General features: G+C 72.6%; 17 protein-coding genes. 10 read left to right on the top strand and 7 right to left on the bottom strand.

Annotation, left to right across the window (positions count from 1 at the left end):
• Positions 1–6 precede the first annotated feature (6 nt).
• Positions 7–1332, top strand: a complete 1326-nt coding sequence (locus KJK29_RS33085; protein ID WP_215122829.1) for a glutamate-1-semialdehyde 2,1-aminomutase — start codon at positions 7–9, stop codon at positions 1330–1332.
• Between the two features lie 13 nt (positions 1333–1345).
• Here KJK29_RS33085 and KJK29_RS33080 read toward each other — a convergent pair whose 3' ends face one another.
• Positions 1346–2008 carry a phosphatase PAP2 family protein gene (locus KJK29_RS33080; protein ID WP_215122828.1) on the bottom strand — a complete coding sequence of 221 codons (663 nt, stop codon included), beginning with the start codon at positions 2006–2008 and terminating at the stop codon, positions 1346–1348.
• 159 nt (positions 2009–2167) lie between these two features.
• On the opposite strand from KJK29_RS33080, the gene KJK29_RS33075 reads away from it, so the two are divergent.
• On the top strand, positions 2168–2593 hold the full coding sequence (locus KJK29_RS33075) for a GNAT family N-acetyltransferase (RefSeq protein ID WP_215122827.1): 426 nt from the start codon (positions 2168–2170) through the stop codon (positions 2591–2593).
• Here the strand turns inward: KJK29_RS33075 and KJK29_RS33070 are convergent.
• From KJK29_RS33070 to KJK29_RS33060, 3 genes are read right to left on the bottom strand one after another with little or no spacing between them, the layout of a single operon-like run.
• Positions 2590–3165: a TetR/AcrR family transcriptional regulator gene (locus KJK29_RS33070; RefSeq protein WP_215124540.1), complete on the bottom strand. Its 576-nt coding sequence runs from the start codon at positions 3163–3165 to the stop codon at positions 2590–2592. The two genes, KJK29_RS33075 and KJK29_RS33070, sit on opposite strands and share 4 nt — an antisense overlap.
• 58 nt (positions 3166–3223) lie before the next feature.
• Positions 3224–4615 carry an amidase gene (locus tag KJK29_RS33065; RefSeq protein ID WP_215122826.1) on the bottom strand — a complete coding sequence of 464 codons (1392 nt, stop codon included), beginning with the start codon at positions 4613–4615 and terminating at the stop codon, positions 3224–3226.
• Positions 4602–4811 (bottom strand): hypothetical protein, encoded by a 210-nt coding sequence (locus tag KJK29_RS33060; RefSeq protein WP_215122825.1) that lies wholly within the window; start codon positions 4809–4811, stop codon positions 4602–4604. The genes KJK29_RS33065 and KJK29_RS33060 overlap by 14 nt, the downstream gene beginning before the upstream one ends.
• A 146-nt stretch (positions 4812–4957) precedes the next feature.
• Between KJK29_RS33060 and KJK29_RS33055 the strand changes: the two genes are divergently transcribed.
• The 6 genes from KJK29_RS33055 (at position 4958) to mug (ending at position 11324) form a co-directional block, all read left to right on the top strand.
• The gene (locus KJK29_RS33055; protein WP_215122824.1) at positions 4958–5839 is read left to right on the top strand and encodes an MBL fold metallo-hydrolase; all 882 of its coding nucleotides are present in this window, start codon (positions 4958–4960) and stop codon (positions 5837–5839) included.
• Positions 5840–5995: 156 nt separating this feature from the next.
• Positions 5996–7336, top strand: a complete 1341-nt coding sequence (locus tag KJK29_RS33050) for a hemolysin family protein (RefSeq protein WP_215122823.1) — start codon at positions 5996–5998, stop codon at positions 7334–7336.
• Positions 7333–8346 carry a hemolysin family protein gene (locus KJK29_RS33045; protein ID WP_215122822.1) on the top strand — a complete coding sequence of 338 codons (1014 nt, stop codon included), beginning with the start codon at positions 7333–7335 and terminating at the stop codon, positions 8344–8346. Before KJK29_RS33050 ends, KJK29_RS33045 begins: the two co-directional genes overlap by 4 nt.
• A gap of 101 nt (positions 8347–8447) precedes the next feature.
• The gene (locus KJK29_RS33040; RefSeq protein ID WP_215122821.1) at positions 8448–9221 is read left to right on the top strand and encodes an SGNH/GDSL hydrolase family protein; all 774 of its coding nucleotides are present in this window, start codon (positions 8448–8450) and stop codon (positions 9219–9221) included.
• 106 nt (positions 9222–9327) lie between these two features.
• Positions 9328–10770 (top strand): adenylosuccinate lyase, encoded by a 1443-nt coding sequence (purB, locus tag KJK29_RS33035; protein WP_215122820.1) that lies wholly within the window; start codon positions 9328–9330, stop codon positions 10768–10770.
• 8 nt (positions 10771–10778) lie between these two features.
• Complete coding sequence (gene mug / locus KJK29_RS33030) at positions 10779–11324, top strand: G/U mismatch-specific DNA glycosylase (RefSeq protein ID WP_215122819.1); 546 nt, start codon at positions 10779–10781, stop codon at positions 11322–11324.
• Between the two features lie 4 nt (positions 11325–11328).
• Here mug and KJK29_RS33025 read toward each other — a convergent pair whose 3' ends face one another.
• The 3 genes from KJK29_RS33025 to KJK29_RS33015 all read right to left on the bottom strand — a co-directional run bounded on the left by KJK29_RS33025 (position 11329) and on the right by KJK29_RS33015 (position 13481).
• Positions 11329–11760, bottom strand: a complete 432-nt coding sequence (locus tag KJK29_RS33025; protein ID WP_215122818.1) for a hypothetical protein — start codon at positions 11758–11760, stop codon at positions 11329–11331.
• Positions 11761–11829: 69 nt separating this feature from the next.
• Entirely contained in the window at positions 11830–12558 is a 729-nt protein-coding gene (locus KJK29_RS33020) for an ABC transporter permease (protein WP_215122817.1), read from the bottom strand.
• Between the two features lie 2 nt (positions 12559–12560).
• Complete coding sequence (locus KJK29_RS33015) at positions 12561–13481, bottom strand: ATP-binding cassette domain-containing protein (protein WP_215122816.1); 921 nt, start codon at positions 13479–13481, stop codon at positions 12561–12563.
• A 108-nt stretch (positions 13482–13589) separates the two neighbouring features.
• On the opposite strand from KJK29_RS33015, the gene KJK29_RS33010 reads away from it, so the two are divergent.
• Positions 13590–14774 carry a sensor histidine kinase gene (locus tag KJK29_RS33010; protein WP_215122815.1) on the top strand — a complete coding sequence of 395 codons (1185 nt, stop codon included), beginning with the start codon at positions 13590–13592 and terminating at the stop codon, positions 14772–14774.
• A gap of 14 nt (positions 14775–14788) precedes the next feature.
• On the top strand, positions 14789–15451 hold the full coding sequence (locus KJK29_RS33005) for a response regulator (RefSeq protein WP_189724460.1): 663 nt from the start codon (positions 14789–14791) through the stop codon (positions 15449–15451).
• Positions 15452–15514 lie beyond the last annotated feature (63 nt).

Raw genomic sequence — 15514 nt, 5'->3', positions numbered from 1 at the left:
GTGAGCGTGGACACCGAAGAGTTCCTCCTCCCCCGGTCGCGGGCGGCGAACGAGCGACTGCACGCCATGATCCCCGGGGGCGCGCACACCTACGCCAAGGGCGACGACCAGTACCCCGAGAACCTGGCCCCGGTGATCAGCCACGGCCGCGGCGCCCATGTGTGGGACGTCGACGGCAACCGCTACATCGAGTACGGGTCAGGCCTGCGGTCGGTCAGCCTCGGCCACGCCCATCCCCGGGTGCTGGAGGCGGTGCGGCGGGAACTCGACCGCGGCAGCAACTTCGTACGGCCCTCCGTCATGGAGGTCGAGGCCGCGGAACGCTTCCTGGCCACGGTGCCGACCGCCGAGATGGTGAAGTTCGCGAAGAACGGCTCCGACGCCACCACCGCCGCGGTGCGCCTCGCCCGCGCCGCCACGGGGCGTACCCGGGTGGCCCTCTGCTCCGACCATCCTTTCTTCTCCGTCGACGACTGGTTCATCGGCACCACCGCGATGTCCGCCGGCATTCCGGCGGCGACCACCGACCTCACCGTGGCGTTCCCCTACGGCGACCTGGCCGCCACGGAGGAGCTGCTGACCCGGTATCAGGGCGAGGTCGCCTGCCTGATCCTCGAACCCGCCACCCACACCGAGCCGCCGCCCGGCTACCTCGCCGGACTGCGCGAGCTGGCCGACCGGCACGGCTGCGTCCTGATCTTCGACGAGATGATCACCGGCTTCCGCTGGTCCGAGGCGGGCGCCCAGGGCCTGTACGGCGTCGTCCCCGACCTCTCCACCTTCGGCAAGGCGCTGGGCAACGGATTCGCCGTCTCCGCGCTGGCCGGGCGCCGCGAACTGATGGAGTGGGGCGGGCTGCGTCACTCCGGCGACCGGGTGTTCCTGCTGTCCACCACGCACGGTGCGGAGACGCACTCGCTGGCCGCCGCGATGGCCGTGCAGACCACCTATGCCGAGGAGGGCGTCACCGCGCGGCTGCACGCCCTCGGGGAGCGGCTGGCCGCCGGTGTCCGCGAGGCGGCGGCCGGTATGGGCGTCGGTGACCACATCGTCGTGCGGGGCCGGGCCAGCAATCTGGTGTTCGCCACCCTCGACGAGAGGGGGCAACCGTCGCAGGAGTACCGCACGTTGTTCCTGCGGCGGCTCCTCGCGGGCGGTGTGCTGGCGCCGTCGTTCGTGGTGAGCGGCGCACTCGACGATGCCGACATCGATCACACCGTCGACGTGGTGGCCCAGGCCTGTGCGGTGTACCGGAAGGCACTGGACGCCGGTGACCCCACCCCGTGGCTGGCCGGGCGGCCGGTGAAGCCGGTGTTCCGCCGCTCGGTATGAAGCTGACGTGACGTCAATGCCGTTCCCGGCGACCGGAGTCGGCCACCCGGTCGACCAGCCACGCGGTCGCCGGCACCACGGCCAGCGCGGTGCACCAGCCGCCGAGGACGTCCGTCGGGTAGTGGGCGCCGAGGGCGACCTGCGCCCAGCCCATGGCGGCGCCGGCGACGAGCGCCGCCCCGAGCACGAGCACCGTGCCGGCCGTCCTGCCGAGGCCGAGCCGGCCGGTCACGAGCAGCGCCACCACGAGGGCGAGCGCGGTGAGGAAGGCGGTGTGCCCGCTCGGGTAGGACAGGTTGTCCGGGCCGTGAATGGTGCGTCCCACCAGGGGCTTGAGGAGCTTCGTCGTTCCCACGGTCAGGCCCGCGCCCACGACGACGAGCACCGCCGCGCGAGGGTGCCGCAGCAGCAGGCAGCCCGTCACGGTGACCACGACCAGCGCCGCCGCGCCCAGGGGCTCCGCCAGGAAGTCCGTGGCCAGGGCGAGGTACCGCCACGGCGGCCGCACCCCGTCCACCGCCGACTGGATCCACCCGTCACCCGCGCCGGGCTCACCGTGCCCGGCGTACCGGACCCCGAGCGCGACGACCACCAGCGCGGCGAGGACCGCGATCAGACCGAGCAAGCCGCGCGGCGCCGGGGGCAGCACCGCGGGCGCCGACCGCCGGGCAGCCATGACCTCTGGGCGCCAACTCCCCACGAACGAGCCCCCCGTCGTGTCCGACTCGGCCCGCGCGGGCGCCGTCAGTCTCCGGCTGTCACCCTAACCAACGGGCGGTGTCCGGGTACTGAAACCCGATCGCCGTACCGGCCGGCGTTCTGCTTGGCTCGCCCCATGAGCGATCTTCACATCCGCTGCGCGGCCCTCTCGGACATCGACACCGTGCTGCGGTTCTGGCGCGAAGCCGCGGAAGGCACCAGCATCAGCGACGACCACGACGGAGTGGCCCGCCTCATCACGCGGGACCCCGAGGCCCTGATCCTCGCCGAGCGCGACGGTGTCCTCGCGGGCACCGTCATAGCGGGCTTCGACGGATGGCGCTGCTCCGCCTACCGCCTCGCCGTACACCCCGACCACCGCCGGCAGGGCATCGCCACCGCCCTGCTCGAAGCCGCCGAACAGCGCTTCGCGGCCCTGGGCGGGCGACGCGTCGACGCCATGGTCCTGGAGGCCAACGAACAGGCCCAGCACACCTGGGCCGCGGCCGGCTATCACCGCGAGGACCACTGGCGGCGCTGGGTCAAGCCCCTCAACGGCTAGGGAGTGTCCCTCGGCCGAGGAGTGTCTCCGGCCGCCGCGAGAACCCCGGCCACGAGCCGCCGGGCGTAGGCGGCGTCGAGGCCGTCCGGGCGGAAGAGGATGCGGTACATCATGGGCGCCACGACCTGGTCGATCACCGTCTCGACGTCGGGTGTCCGCTCCCCGCGCCCGGCCGCCCGGGTGAGGACGAGGCCGATCTGCTCGGCCGCGTAGGCCGAACACTGGCCGGCGTTGCCGCCGTCGGGGTCGCCGAGCAGGGCGTCGCGGATGTAGGCGCGCCCGGCGGGCGAGGCCATCTCGTCGAGGAACTGCTCGGCCCAGGCCGTCAGGTCGATCGGCAGGGCGCCGTGGTCGCCGGGGGTGGTGTCGGGCCGCAGCCGCTCGACCGCCACGTCCGACAGCAGTTCCTGGAGGTCGCCCCAGCGGCGGTAGATCGTCGACGGTGTCACGCCCGCGCGCTGGGCGACCAGCGGCACCGTCAGGGCGTCCCGGCCCAGCTCCGAGGCGAGTTCGCGCACGGCGGCGTGCACCGAGGCCTGGACCCGGGCGCTGCGGCCGCCGGGGCGCACCATCTGTCTGCTCACGGCACCCACCTTAAAGCGAACCCTTTGCGTCTGGGGAAGGGCTCGTTCAGGCCGCCGGGGCGAGCTCGCGGGCGGGCCGGGTCCGCTCATAGGCGTGCCCGGCCCGCAGGAGCTGCCGCTCCCCGAGCGGCCTGCCGAGGAGCTGCATGCCGATCGGCAGGCCCTCGGTGTCGTGGCCGACCGGTACGGACAGGGACGGCACCCCGGTGATGTTGGCGGGGGCGGAGAGCCGCACACAGGCGTCCGAGACTCCCTCGACGGTGCCGTCGGGCCAGGTGATCGTCTCCTGGCCGGCCGGGACCGCGGTCATGGGGAGGGTGGGGGCGGCGATGAGGTCGACCTCGCGCAGCATGACCGCCCACTCCCGCCGCATGAGGGTGCGGGAGCGCTGGGCCCGCAAGTAGTCCCCGGCGGGCATCAGTTCGCCGGCCTCCAGGAGGACGCGGACGTCGGCCTGGTAGAGCTCGTGGACCGTGCGCAGGGTGCTCTCGTGGTAGGCGGTGGCCTCGGGCACCATCAGGCCCCACTGAGTGGCCTGGATGTAGCGGGTCATGGGGATCTCGACGTCGACGAGCCGGGCACCGAGGCTCCGGAGCCGGTCGATCGCGTTCCGGACGGCGGCCTCCACCTCCGGGTCGACATGGTCGAAGTACCAGGAGCGCGGCACGCCGATCCGCAGTCCGCCCAGGTCGGTGCCCCCGGTCGGCCGGTGGTCCTCCGGCGGTGTGGCCAGGGAGGCGGGGTCGCGGGGGTCGTGGCCGGCCAGGGCGTCGAGGACCAGGCCCGCGTCCTCGACGGTGCGGGTGATCGGGCCGATGTGGTCCAGGGACCAGGACAACGAGGTGACACCGTGGCGCGGGACGAGGCCGTAGGTCGGCTTGAGGCCGACGACCCCGTTGAGCGCGGCGGGCACCCGAATGGAGCCGCCGGTGTCGGTGCCGAGGGCGAAGGTGGCGGCGCCCGCGGCGACGGCGACCGCCGATCCGCCGCTGGAGCCGCCGGCGACCCTCTCGCGGTCCCAGGCGTTGCTGGTCTGCGGGGTGGTCAGACCGTAGGCGAACTCGTGGGTGTGGGTCTTGCCGACCAGGACGGCCCCGGCCGCCGACAGACGTGCGGCGACGGCGCTGTCGGCGTGCGCGCGATGGTCGGCCCTGACCCGTGAACTGGCCGACGTCGGCAGTCCGGCGGCGTCGATCAGATCCTTCAGGCCCATCGGGATGCCGTGCAGCGGACCGCGGTACCGGCCGGCCGCGATATCCCTCTCGGCCTCGCGCGCGGCCCGGCGGGCGTGCTCGGCGGTGACGGTGACATAGGCCCCGAGCCGCGGCTCGACCTCCTCGACGCGCTCCAGCACGGAGTCCACCAGCTCGACGGGAGACAGCTTCCGCGCCCGGATCGCGTCGGCGGCTGCGCCGAGGGTCAGTTCATACGGCTGCATCGTGGGCCTCCTGTGCCGCGCGGTAGGCGGGGGCGGGCGGGGTGTCGCCGAAGTCCAGCTCGCGCAGGACGGCGACGACGGAGTGGATGTGGTCGGCGGTGGCCGCGACGGCGGCGTGACGGTCGGCGGACAGGACGAGCCCGGCGCGGTGGGCCCAGCGGGCCGCTTCCGGAGGCGTGAGTTCGGCGGAGGACATGAGCTTCCCTTCGAACGTCCCTGAGCTGCAAAAGCTAACTGTTTGCGTTAGTGGACTGTAGGACCTACGGTCGACTTAACGCAAACAGATTGCTTTAAGCGCGCCATGCACTAGTCGCGCGTTAGTCGCACGTGAAGGAGAGACCGATGACCACCTGGACCGTGGGCGACGCCACCGTCCACCGCATCGACGAGACGCCCCTGCCGCCCGCCACCGGACCGTGGCTGCTGCCCGACGCCACCCCGGACGTCGTCGCGGGGCAGGACTGGCTGTACCCCCACTTCGCCGACGGCGACGGCGTCCCACACCTGGACAGCCACAGCTTCGCCTTCACCGTCGGCGAGCTGCGCGTCCTGGTCGACACGGGCATCGGCAACGGCAAGCAGCGGGCCGATCCCGCCTGGCACGACCTCGACACCGACTACCTGTCGCGCCTCACCGCCGCCGGATTCCCCCCGGACGCGGTGGACTTGGTGATCCTCACCCACCTGCACGCCGATCACGTCGGCTGGAACACCCGGGAGGTGAACGGCGCGTGGGTGCCCACCTTCCCGCACGCCCGCTATCTGACCTCCCGCGTGGAGCGGGAGTTCTGGGCCGGGTACGCCATGGACGAGGCCCGCGCGCAGATGTTCCGCGACTCCGTGATCCCGGTGGAGGAGGCGGGTCGGCTCGACCTCGTCGACGTCCCCGCCGAGGGCGTCGAGGTCGCCCCGGGCCTGCGCCTGGTCCCGACCCCGGGGCACACGCCCGGCCACCTCGCCGTCGAGCTGACCAGTCGCGGACGGACGGCGCTGATCACCGGCGACTGCGTCCACCACCCCGTCCAGCTCGCCCACCCGGGCATCGGCGCCTGCGTCGACATCGACCCCGGACAGTCCGAGGCCACGCGCCGCGAGCTGCTCGACGCGCTCGCCGGAACGGACACCCTCCTCCTGGGCACTCACTTCGCGCCGCCGACCGCCGGTAACGTCATCCCCCATGAGGGCGCCTACCGGCTCGCACCCGTCCCCGCCGACTCGCCCTGAGCACGCCGAAAGAAGGACTTTGCCCATCCTTTACCCTTGGATGGCCACTCGGTTCAGCATGAAAGGTTGTGAGCGTCCGCCCATGGGCGAGCCTCCCCGTGCGCGACACCGCGCGTTCCGCCCCGTCCTGGAGAACCATGGAACGGGGGTGAACCGATGACCGAAGTGCTCCTCCTCCTGGCGGCGATCCTGCTCTCGCTCGCCTGCGGCGCCTTCGTGGCGGCCGAGTTCTCCCTCACCACGGTCGAGCGCGCCGAGCTGGAGCGGGCGGTGGAGCGCGGCGAGCGGGGCGCGCAGGGCGCACTGAAGGCCGTACGGAGCCTGACGTTCCAGCTCTCCGGGGCGCAGCTCGGCATCACCGTCACGAACCTGGTCGTCGGCATGCTCGCCGAGCCGTCGATCGCCGCGCTGATCGCCGGGCCGCTGGAGGACGTCGGTGTCTCGCGGTCGGCGTCGCACACCCTCGCCCTGGTGCTCGGCACGGCCGCTTCGACGGTGTTCCTGATGGTCGTCGGCGAGCTGGTTCCCAAGAACTGGGCGATCTCCTCGCCGCTGACCGTCGCCAAGACCGTGGGCAACGCCCAGCGCTGGTTCAGCGCCGCGTTCCGGCCCTTCATCACCCACCTGAACAACACGGCGAACCGGGTCGTGCGCCGGATCGGCGTGGAGCCCGCCGAGGAGCTGGCCTCGGCGCGCGGGCCGCAGGAGCTGGCGGCGCTGGCCCGTCACTCGGCGAAGGAAGGCGCCCTGGAGGCGGACACCGCCGAGTTGTTCGTGCGGACGCTGAACCTCGCCGACCTGACCGCGGAGAACGTGATGACGCCCCGGGTGCAGGTCGTCGCCCTGGAGGTGCAGGCGACCCTGGAGGACGTGGCGAACGCGACCCGGGCGACCGGCCTGTCACGGTTCCCCGTCTTCCGCGGGACCCTCGACTCGGTCGTCGGGACCGCGCACGTCAAGGACGTCCTGGCGGTACCGGCCGAGCGCCGGACCCGGATCTACGTCTCCGAGCTGATGCGCGAACCGCTGCTGGTGCCGGAGACGCTCACCGTCGACCGGCTCCTGGACCGGCTCTCCGGCAAGCGCACGATGGCCGTCGTGATCGACGAGTACGGCGGTACGGCGGGGGTCGCCACCCTGGAGGACATCGTCGAGGAGGTCGTCGGCGAGGTGCGCGACGAGCACGACCCGCACGAGCTGCCCGACCTCGCCCCGGCCGGCACGGACGAGGCCGGCCACGCCCTGTACTCGGCCGACGGCTCCGCGCGCGTGGACCACCTGGAGCGGGTCGGGCTGCGGGCGCCGGAGGGGCCCTACGAGACGCTGGCCGGTCTGGTGGCGACGGTGCTGGGCCGGATACCGGCCGTCGGTGACACCCTCGAGGTCGCCGGCTGGCGGATGGAGGTGCTGGACGCGGCGGGCCGCCGGGCGGCGCGCGTCCGGCTGCGGGCGCCCCTCGACGACGAGAAGCCCGACGAGAAGGGAGCGGAGCTGTGACCGCGGTACAACTGCTGATCGGTCTGGCGACGCTCGTCGTCAACGCCTTCTTCGTCGGCGCCGAGTTCGCGCTGATCTCCGTGCGCCGCAGCCAGATCGAGCCCTACGCCGACCGGGGCGACCGGCGCGCCAAGAGCGTGCTGTGGGGCCTGGAGCACGTGTCGGCGCTGATGGCGGCCGCGCAGCTCGGCATCACGCTGTGCACACTGGTGCTCGGTGTCGTCGCCGAGCCGGCGATCGCGCATCTGCTGGAGCCGGCGTTCCACGCGATGGGCGTGCCCGAGGGCGCGGGGCACGCGGTGTCCTTCGTGATCGCGCTGTCCCTGGCCACGTATCTGCACATGCTGCTCGGCGAGATGGTGCCGAAGAACATCGCGCTCGCCGAGCCGGTGCGCAGCGCGCTGGCGCTCGGCCCGCCCCTGGTGGCGCTGTCCCGGGGGCTGCGCCCGGTGATCTTCACGATCAACGCCTTCGCCAACACGCTGCTGAAGCTGCTGCGTGTGGAGGCCCGGGAGGAGGTCGCCGCCTCCTACTCGGACGCCCAGATAGCGCAGATCGTGAAGGACTCCAGCGAGGCCGGCCTGATCGACGACCGCGCCCAGGAGCGGCTGCACGACGCGCTGGAGCTGGGCCGCCGCCCGGTGCGCGATGTGGTGCTGCCGCTGGAGCGGGTGGTCTACGCGAGCGTGGGCGTCACCCCGGACGAGCTGGAGCAGCTCACGGCGGACTCCGGGTTCTCCCGCTTCCCGGTGGTGGACGAGGGACGGCGGATCGTGGGCTATCTCCATGTGAAGGACGCCCTGGACGCCCTCGGGCGCGATGAGCCGTTCCGGCTGCGGGACATGCGGCCCATCGCGCGCGTGCGGGAGCACACACCGCTGGACGACGTCCTCACCGCGATGCGCGGCAGCCGTACGCATCTCGCGGCGGTCCTCGGGGAGGACGGACGGCTGGCCGGTCTCGTGACCATGGAGGACGTGCTGCGGGAGCTGTTCGGCCAGCGGATCTGAGCAGGGCATCCGGCGCCTGACCTGGGCTTCAGGCGCCTGGGAGGGACTCCCGGCGGCCGACCGACTGCTGGGTATGTGCACGGGATATCATTTCCGTCGCCATGCACACGAACCCCACCCACAGCAGCCTCGTCGCGATCGGCGACTCCTTCACCGAGGGCATGTCGGACCTGCTGCCCGACGGCACCTACCGCGGCTGGGCCGACCTGCTCGTCGCGCGGATGGCGGCGGGCACACCCGGCTTCCGCTACGCCAACCTCGCGGTGCGCGGCAAGCTGATCCAGCAGATCGTCGACGAGCAGGTGGCCGTGGCGGCGGCCATGGAGCCCGATGTGATCACCCTGGTCGGCGGGCTCAACGACACGCTGCGGCCCAAGTGCGACATGGGCCGGGTGCGCGCCCTCCTGGAGGAGGCCGTGGAACGGCTGGCCCCGTCGTGCAAGCAGCTCGTCCTGATGCGCAGCCCGGGCCGGCGGGGCCCCGTCCTGGAGCGGTTCCGGCCGCGCATGGAGGAGCTGTTCGCCTGCGTCGACGAACTCGCCGACCGGCACGGCGCGCTCGTCGTCGACCTCTACGGCGCCCCCTCGCTCGGCGACCCCCGGCTGTGGGACGTGGACCGGCTGCATCTCACGGCCGAGGGCCACCGCCGGGTCGCCGAGGCCGTGTGGCAGACGCTCGGCTACGAGCCCGAGGACACCGAGTGGCGCACGCCGATGCCGACGTCCCTGCCGCCGGGCTGGGTCATGCGCCGCGCGGCGGACGCGCGGTTCGCCCGGCAGTACCTGCTGCCCTGGATAGGCCGCCGCCTCACGGGCCGCTCCTCGGGCGACGGCCTGCCGCCGAAGCGCCCCGAGCTGCTGCCGTACGAGCTGTAGGTCCCGCCGCACCACCCCTTCGCCCACGGCATCGCGAGCCTCTCGTAGGTTCCGACGAAAAGGCCGGTGCGCTGGCCTGCACGAATCGCCAGTAGAATCCGTCCACGTGACTTCCGCTCCCGCCAAGCCCCGCATCCCCAACGTCCTCGCCGGACGGTACGCCTCCGCCGAACTCGCCACGCTCTGGTCCCCCGAGCAGAAGGTGAAGCTGGAGCGGCAGCTCTGGCTCGCCGTGCTGCGCGCCCAGAAGGACCTCGGGATCGAGGTGCCGGACGCGGCGCTCGCCGACTACGAGCGTGTTCTCGACACCGTCGACCTGGCCTCCATCGCCGAGCGCGAGAAGGTCACGCGGCACGACGTGAAGGCACGGATCGAGGAGTTCAACGACCTCGCCGGGCACGAGCACGTGCACAAGGGCATGACCTCCCGCGACCTCACCGAGAACGTCGAGCAGCTCCAGGTCCGGCTCTCGCTGGAGCTGATGCGCGACCGCACGGTCGCCGTCCTGGCCCGGCTGGGCAAGCTGTCCGGCGAGTACGGCGAGCTGGTCATGGCCGGCCGCTCGCACAACGTCGCCGCGCAGGCCACCACCCTCGGCAAGCGCTTCGCGACCGCCACCGACGAGCTGCTCGTGGCCTACGGCCGGATCGAGGAGCTGCTGGGCCGCTACCCGCTGCGCGGCATCAAGGGCCCGGTCGGCACCGCGCAGGACATGCTGGACCTGCTGGGCGGGGACGCCGCGAAGCTCGCCGAGCTGGAGCAGCGGATCGCCACGCACCTGGGCTTCTCGCAGGCCTTCACCTCGGTCGGCCAGGTCTACCCGCGCTCCCTGGACTACGAGGTCGTGACGGCGCTGGTGCAGCTCGCCGCGGCCCCCTCGTCGCTGGCGAAGACGGTCCGGCTGATGGCCGGGCACGAGCTGGTCACCGAGGGCTTCAAGCCGGGCCAGGTCGGCTCCTCGGCGATGCCGCACAAGATGAACACCCGCTCCTGCGAGCGCGTCAACGGCCTGATGGTGATCCTGCGCGGCTACGCCTCGATGACGGGCGAGCTGGCGGGCGACCAGTGGAACGAGGGCGACGTGTCCTGCTCGGTGGTGCGCCGGGTCGCGCTGCCGGACGCGTTCTTCGCGCTGGACGGCCTGCTGGAGACGTTCCTGACGGTGCTCGACGAGTTCGGCGCGTTCCCGGCGGTCGTCGCCCGGGAGCTGGACCGGTACCTGCCGTTCCTCGCCACCACCAAGGTCCTCATGGGCGCCGTGCGCGCGGGCGTGGGCCGGGAGCTCGCGCACGAGGCGATCAAGGAGAACGCCGTCGCCTCCGCGCTCGCGATGCGTGAGCAGGGCGCCGAGCGCAACGAGCTGCTCGACAAGCTCGCCGCCGACACCCGCATCCCGCTCGACCGCGCCCAGCTGGACGCGCTGATGGCCGACAAGCTGTCCTTCACGGGCGCCGCGGGCGACCAGGTCGCGACCGTGGTCGCCCGGGTCGAGGAGATCGTGAAGCAGCACCCCCAGGCCGCGGGCTACACCCCCGGCGCGATTCTCTGACGCCGCGCATGGCGCGCTTCACGCCCGAGGAACTGGAGGCCGCCCGCGACCGTGTCGTGCCCGACGTGGTCGCGGACGGTCTGCGGGTGCTGTTCTGCGGCATCAACCCGGGGCTCATGACGGCCGCGACGGGCCATCACTTCGCCCGCCCCGGCAACCGCTTCTGGCCCGTACTGCACCGGTCCGGCTTCACGCCCCGGCTGCTGAAGCCGTCCGAACAGCGGGAGTTGCTGTCGTACGGGCTCGGCATCACCAACGTCGTGGAGCGGCCGACCGCCCGGGCCGACGAGCTGAGCGCCGAGGAGTACCGGGAGGGCGGGCGGCAGCTCGCGCTGAAGGCGGAGCGGCTGCGGCCGGACTGGCTGGCGGTGGTGGGTGTGACCGCGTATCGCGCCGCGTTCGACGACCGCAAGGCCCAGGTGGGGCCGCAGTCGCGGACGTTCGGGGACACGCGCGTGTGGGTGCTGCCCAACCCGAGCGGGCTGAACGCGCACTGGACGGTCGAGACCATGGCGGAGGAGTTCGGACGGCTGCGGGAAGCGGCCGGGGGCTGATCCCCTACGGCGGGTCGGTCTCCGTGACCAGGGCCAGCAGGTGCACCTCCTGTGCCTCGTCGCGGTCGGCGACCGCCAAGGCGACCCAGCGGCCGGTGCCCTCCACCTCCCAGAGGTACGCCACACCGGCGCATGCGGCGAGGTCGGCCCACGGCCGGGATATCTCCTCGTGCTCGGTACGCAGCAGAACCGTCTGCAGGTTGTAGGGGTCGGTGTCGCCCCAGCGCGAGGCGAGAAGCTCGTAGACCGCGTCCCGGTCCTTCTCGAACTGGTCGATCGTCACGGCCCGGGTCGCGGGGTCGCCGTAGGGCTCGCTCTCTAACACCGCGATGTGGTAGCCGGGGCCTGACCTGCCGACGTCCGACGGGCCGTGCTCCGCCGGAAAGGGGCGGTAGCACAGCTCGTCGACGAGGGCGATGTGCTGTGCGAGGTTCATGGGTCCAGTAAACCCGCACCCACTGACACTTGGCGGGGACACTCGGCGGGGCATCGGCCCCGTTGCCGGTCAGGCGTCCCGGCAGCGCACGCTCCACGCTCCCGCCAGCAGCGCGGCGACCGTCCAGAGCGCGGTCACCGCGAGCCCCGACCAGGGCCCGAGCAGCGATCCGTCGTAGGTCTCCCGCAGGACCAACTGCCCCGCCTTGTCGGGCAGGAAGTCCGCGACGGAGCCCGTGGCGTCACCGATCACGAACCCTACGACGAGGATGAACGGGATCAACAGGGACAGAGTGGCGACGCCGCTGCGCAGCAGGGCGGCCAGGCCGGCGGCGAACAGCGCCATCAGCATGAGGTAGACCCCGCAGCCCACGACACCCCGCACCTGCTCGCCGACGCCGAGCCCGTCCGCTGCCGGTCCGAGCCCCGACCGCCCCACCAGCAGAGCGGCGAGAGCTGTCACCAGCCCCACCAGGAGGGCCGGTACGGCGATGACGGCCGCCTTGGCCGCGAACCACCGTCCGCGCTGCGGAACCGCGGCCAGCGAGAGCCGGAGCGCCCCCGAGTGGAACTCGGACGACACGGCCATGGCACCGAAGGCGATGGCCGCGATCTGGCCCGGTATGACACCCGAGAGGGATGTGAACAGCGGGTCGAACCCCGGGTCCGACGTGTCGGAGACACCGGCGATCGCGGAGAACGCCGTGGTCGCGGCGAACAGGGCCACCAGGGCGCCCGGCAGCGAGCGGAGCGTACGGATCTTCAGCCACTCGGAGCGGAGTACGGGCGTGAGTTCCATGGTCAGGCCTCCTGGGGCTGTGCGGTGAACTCGGTCTCGGCGGAGGTGAGGTCGAAGTAGGCCTGCTCCAAGGTGCCCTCCTCGGCCGCGAGTTCCAGGACCGGCACGCCCGCGGCGGAGGCGATGCGGCCGATGTCGTCCACGCGTGCGTGGTGCACGGTCCAGTGGCCGTCCACGTGCTCCTCGGCCTCGTGGCCGTGCTCGGCGAGGGCGCTCTTGAGCGCGACGGGGTCGCTCGTGCGGATCCGTACGCGCGGCCGCACGCGCGCGTGGATGAAGTCCCGCATCGGGGTGTCGGCCAGCAGCCGGCCCCGCCCGAGCACGACGAGGTGGTCCGCGAAGGACGCGGTCTCGTTCATCAGATGGCTGGAGACCAGCACCGTCCGCCCCTCCCCCGCGAGCCGCCGCAGCAACCGCCGGATCCACACGATGCCTTCGGGATCGAGGCCGTTGGACGGCTCGTCCAGCATGACCACCTCGGGATCGCCCAGCAGGGCGGCGGCGATGCCGAGTCGCTGGCGCATGCCCAGGGAGTACGTCCGCACGCGGCGCCGGGCCACCGACGCCAGGCCGGTTTCCTCCAGCACCTCGTCCACGCGGCGGTCCGGGATGCGGTTGCTCGCGGCCAGGACACGGAGGTGGCCGCGGGCGGTACGGGAGCCGTGCGCGGCCTGCGCGTCGAGCAGGGCGCCGACGTGGCGCAGGGGTTCGCGCAGGGCCGGGTAGGCGCGTCCGCCGAGGGTCGCCGAACCGGCGGTCGGCCGGTCGAGGCCTAGCACCAGCCGCATGGTGGTGGACTTTCCGGCGCCGTTGGGGCCGAGGAAGCCGGTGACGCGGCCGGGCAGCACACGGAACGTGAGGTCGTCGACGGCGCGCTTGGTGCCGAACTCCTTGGTGAGGTACTGGACGTCGATGCTGGTCATGGCAGCAGCCTGGCCGGTCGTGCGGGGTGCGGGCCTCCCCCGGCGGTGGAGATCACCTCCCCCGTGCGGGGGAGGTCCGTTGTCAGTGCCGGCTGGCACGATGACGCCATGGTCCGCATGCTGCGCCCGCTCACGCGGGCGGTCACGTACAAGCGGTGGCTGCACATCGTGGTGGCCATCGTGTGGCCGTCGCTGTGGCTGTTCGTCGAGGAGGCGTGGTGGACCCAGGTCACGGCCGCCGTGCTGCTCGGACTGGCGGGCCTCGTGCCCATCACACGGGTCGTGGAGGGGTTTCAGGCCAGGCTGCTGCTGATCGGCCATCGGCAAGGTGGTGGTGACAGCGGCGAGATCGTGACCACTCCGTCGGTCACATGGGCCGATCGCGGGCGGACGGTGGTGTGGCTGGAGACGCGGCTGGTCCTCGGCTGGATCGTGGCCCATCTCTCCGTCCAGTTGCCTCTCCTCGCGGTCGACTTGGCGACGACGGCGTTCGGCACCGAGCCCGCCGGCGACGGGTTCGTGCCCGTCAAGGGGCCGCACTGGTGGCACGCCCTGCTCGCCCCCCTGCCGCTGCTGCTGCTCGCCGTGGTCGTGGTGGGGGCGGGCCACCTGACCACCGCACTGGCCAAGCGACTCCTCGGCCCGTCCCCCGCGGAGCGGATGGCGGCGCTGGAGGAACGCACCGAACAGCTCCTGGAACGCACGCGTATCGCCCGCGAGTTGCACGACTCCATCGGACACGCGCTCACGGTCGCCGTCGTACAGGCGGGGGCGGCGCGCGCGGCCGGTGATCCCGCCTTCACCGACCGGGCCCTGAGCGCCATCGAGGAAACCGGGCGGACCGCCTTGGAGGAGCTGGACCGTGTGCTCGGCATCCTGCGCGAGTCGGAGAAGCCGGTGAGCGGCAGACCGACCCTCGTGGACGCGGACCGCCTTCTGGAGTCCGCGCGTACCTCCGGGGCGAAGGTCGACGCCGAGGTGACCGGCCCCGTGGACACCGTGCCGGGGCCGGTGTCCCGGGAGGGCTACCGGATCCTCCAGGAAGCACTGACCAATGTGCTGCGGCACGCGGGGGCGGTCCCGGCTCAGGTACGCATCCGGGTCACCGGCGACACCCTCGTCCTCGCGATACGCAATCCCCTGCCCGAGCCGATATCCGTACCCGGACGCGGCACCGGTGGCGGCAGCGGCCTGCGCGGCATACGCGAGCGCGCCGCCCTGCTCGGCGGACGGGCCAGAACCGGCCCCGATGAAGGCGACTGGCAGGTTCATGTCGAGCTGCCCTTGAGTTGATCTACGCTGTCCGGATGCCGGTCACCGTTCTCCTCGTCGACGACGAACCCCTCGTACGCGCGGGTCTGCGGGCCGTGCTGGAGGCACAGCCCGACATCGAGGTGGTCGGGGAGGCCGCTGACGGGGCGGCGGTGATCCCGCTCGTGCGGCGGCTCCGGCCCGACGTGGTCGCCATGGACGTACGGATGCCGCTGCTGGACGGGATCGAGGCCACCCGGGCGCTGCTGCGGACGGTCGACGAGCCGCCGCGGATCCTGGTGGTGACGACCTTCGAGAACGACGAGTACGTGTACGAGGCGCTGCGGGCCGGGGCGGACGGGTTTCTGCTCAAGCGGGCCCGGCCGGCCGAGATCGTGCACGCGGTGCGGCTGATCGCCGAGGGCGAGTCGCTGCTGTTCCCGGCCTCGGTGCGGCAGCTCGCCGCCGAGTACGGCGACGACGGCGGCAACCGCGCTGCGCGGGCCGTGATGGAGCGGGCCCAGCTCACCGAGCGCGAGGCCGAGGTGCTGCGGCTGATGGCGCGGGGGTTGTCGAACGCGGAGATCGCCGCCCGGCTGGTAGTCGGGACGGAGACCGTGAAGTCGCATGTCAGCGCGGTGCTGGCGAAGTTGGGGGCGCGGGACCGGACTCAGGCGGTGATCGCCGCGTACGAGTCGGGGTTCGTGGCACCGGGCTGATAGGCGAGGGCCGGTGCCGGACCCTCGCCGGGGCGCGCCGCGCCGAGTACGATCCGGCCAACA

It is taken from the genome of Streptomyces koelreuteriae (assembly GCF_018604545.1).
In the GTDB taxonomy this organism is placed as follows: Bacteria; Actinomycetota; Actinomycetes; order Streptomycetales; family Streptomycetaceae; genus Streptomyces; species Streptomyces koelreuteriae.
This window is presented reverse-complemented; position numbering and strand designations above follow the sequence as displayed.

Bases quoted from the DNA above. Each gene is read 5' to 3' on its own strand.
- KJK29_RS33055 (WP_215122824.1), top strand. From the start codon at position 4,958: ATGACCACCTGGACCGTGGGCGACGCCACCGTCCACCGCATCGACGAG.
- KJK29_RS33075 (WP_215122827.1), top strand. From the start codon at position 2,168: ATGAGCGATCTTCACATCCGCTGCGCGGCCCTCTCGGACATCGACACC.
- KJK29_RS33005 (WP_189724460.1), top strand. From the start codon at position 14,789: ATGCCGGTCACCGTTCTCCTCGTCGACGACGAACCCCTCGTACGCGCG.
- KJK29_RS33020 (WP_215122817.1), bottom strand. From the start codon at position 12,558: ATGGAACTCACGCCCGTACTCCGCTCCGAGTGGCTGAAGATCCGTACG.
- KJK29_RS33050 (WP_215122823.1), top strand. From the start codon at position 5,996: ATGACCGAAGTGCTCCTCCTCCTGGCGGCGATCCTGCTCTCGCTCGCC.
- KJK29_RS33060 (WP_215122825.1), bottom strand. From the start codon at position 4,811: ATGTCCTCCGCCGAACTCACGCCTCCGGAAGCGGCCCGCTGGGCCCAC.
- KJK29_RS33025 (WP_215122818.1), bottom strand. From the start codon at position 11,760: ATGAACCTCGCACAGCACATCGCCCTCGTCGACGAGCTGTGCTACCGC.
- KJK29_RS33010 (WP_215122815.1), top strand. From the start codon at position 13,590: ATGGTCCGCATGCTGCGCCCGCTCACGCGGGCGGTCACGTACAAGCGG.
- KJK29_RS33015 (WP_215122816.1), bottom strand. From the start codon at position 13,481: ATGACCAGCATCGACGTCCAGTACCTCACCAAGGAGTTCGGCACCAAG.
- mug (WP_215122819.1), top strand. From the start codon at position 10,779: ATGGCGCGCTTCACGCCCGAGGAACTGGAGGCCGCCCGCGACCGTGTC.
- KJK29_RS33070 (WP_215124540.1), bottom strand. From the start codon at position 3,165: ATGGTGCGCCCCGGCGGCCGCAGCGCCCGGGTCCAGGCCTCGGTGCAC.
- KJK29_RS33065 (WP_215122826.1), bottom strand. From the start codon at position 4,615: ATGCAGCCGTATGAACTGACCCTCGGCGCAGCCGCCGACGCGATCCGG.
- KJK29_RS33040 (WP_215122821.1), top strand. From the start codon at position 8,448: ATGCACACGAACCCCACCCACAGCAGCCTCGTCGCGATCGGCGACTCC.
- KJK29_RS33080 (WP_215122828.1), bottom strand. From the start codon at position 2,008: ATGGCTGCCCGGCGGTCGGCGCCCGCGGTGCTGCCCCCGGCGCCGCGC.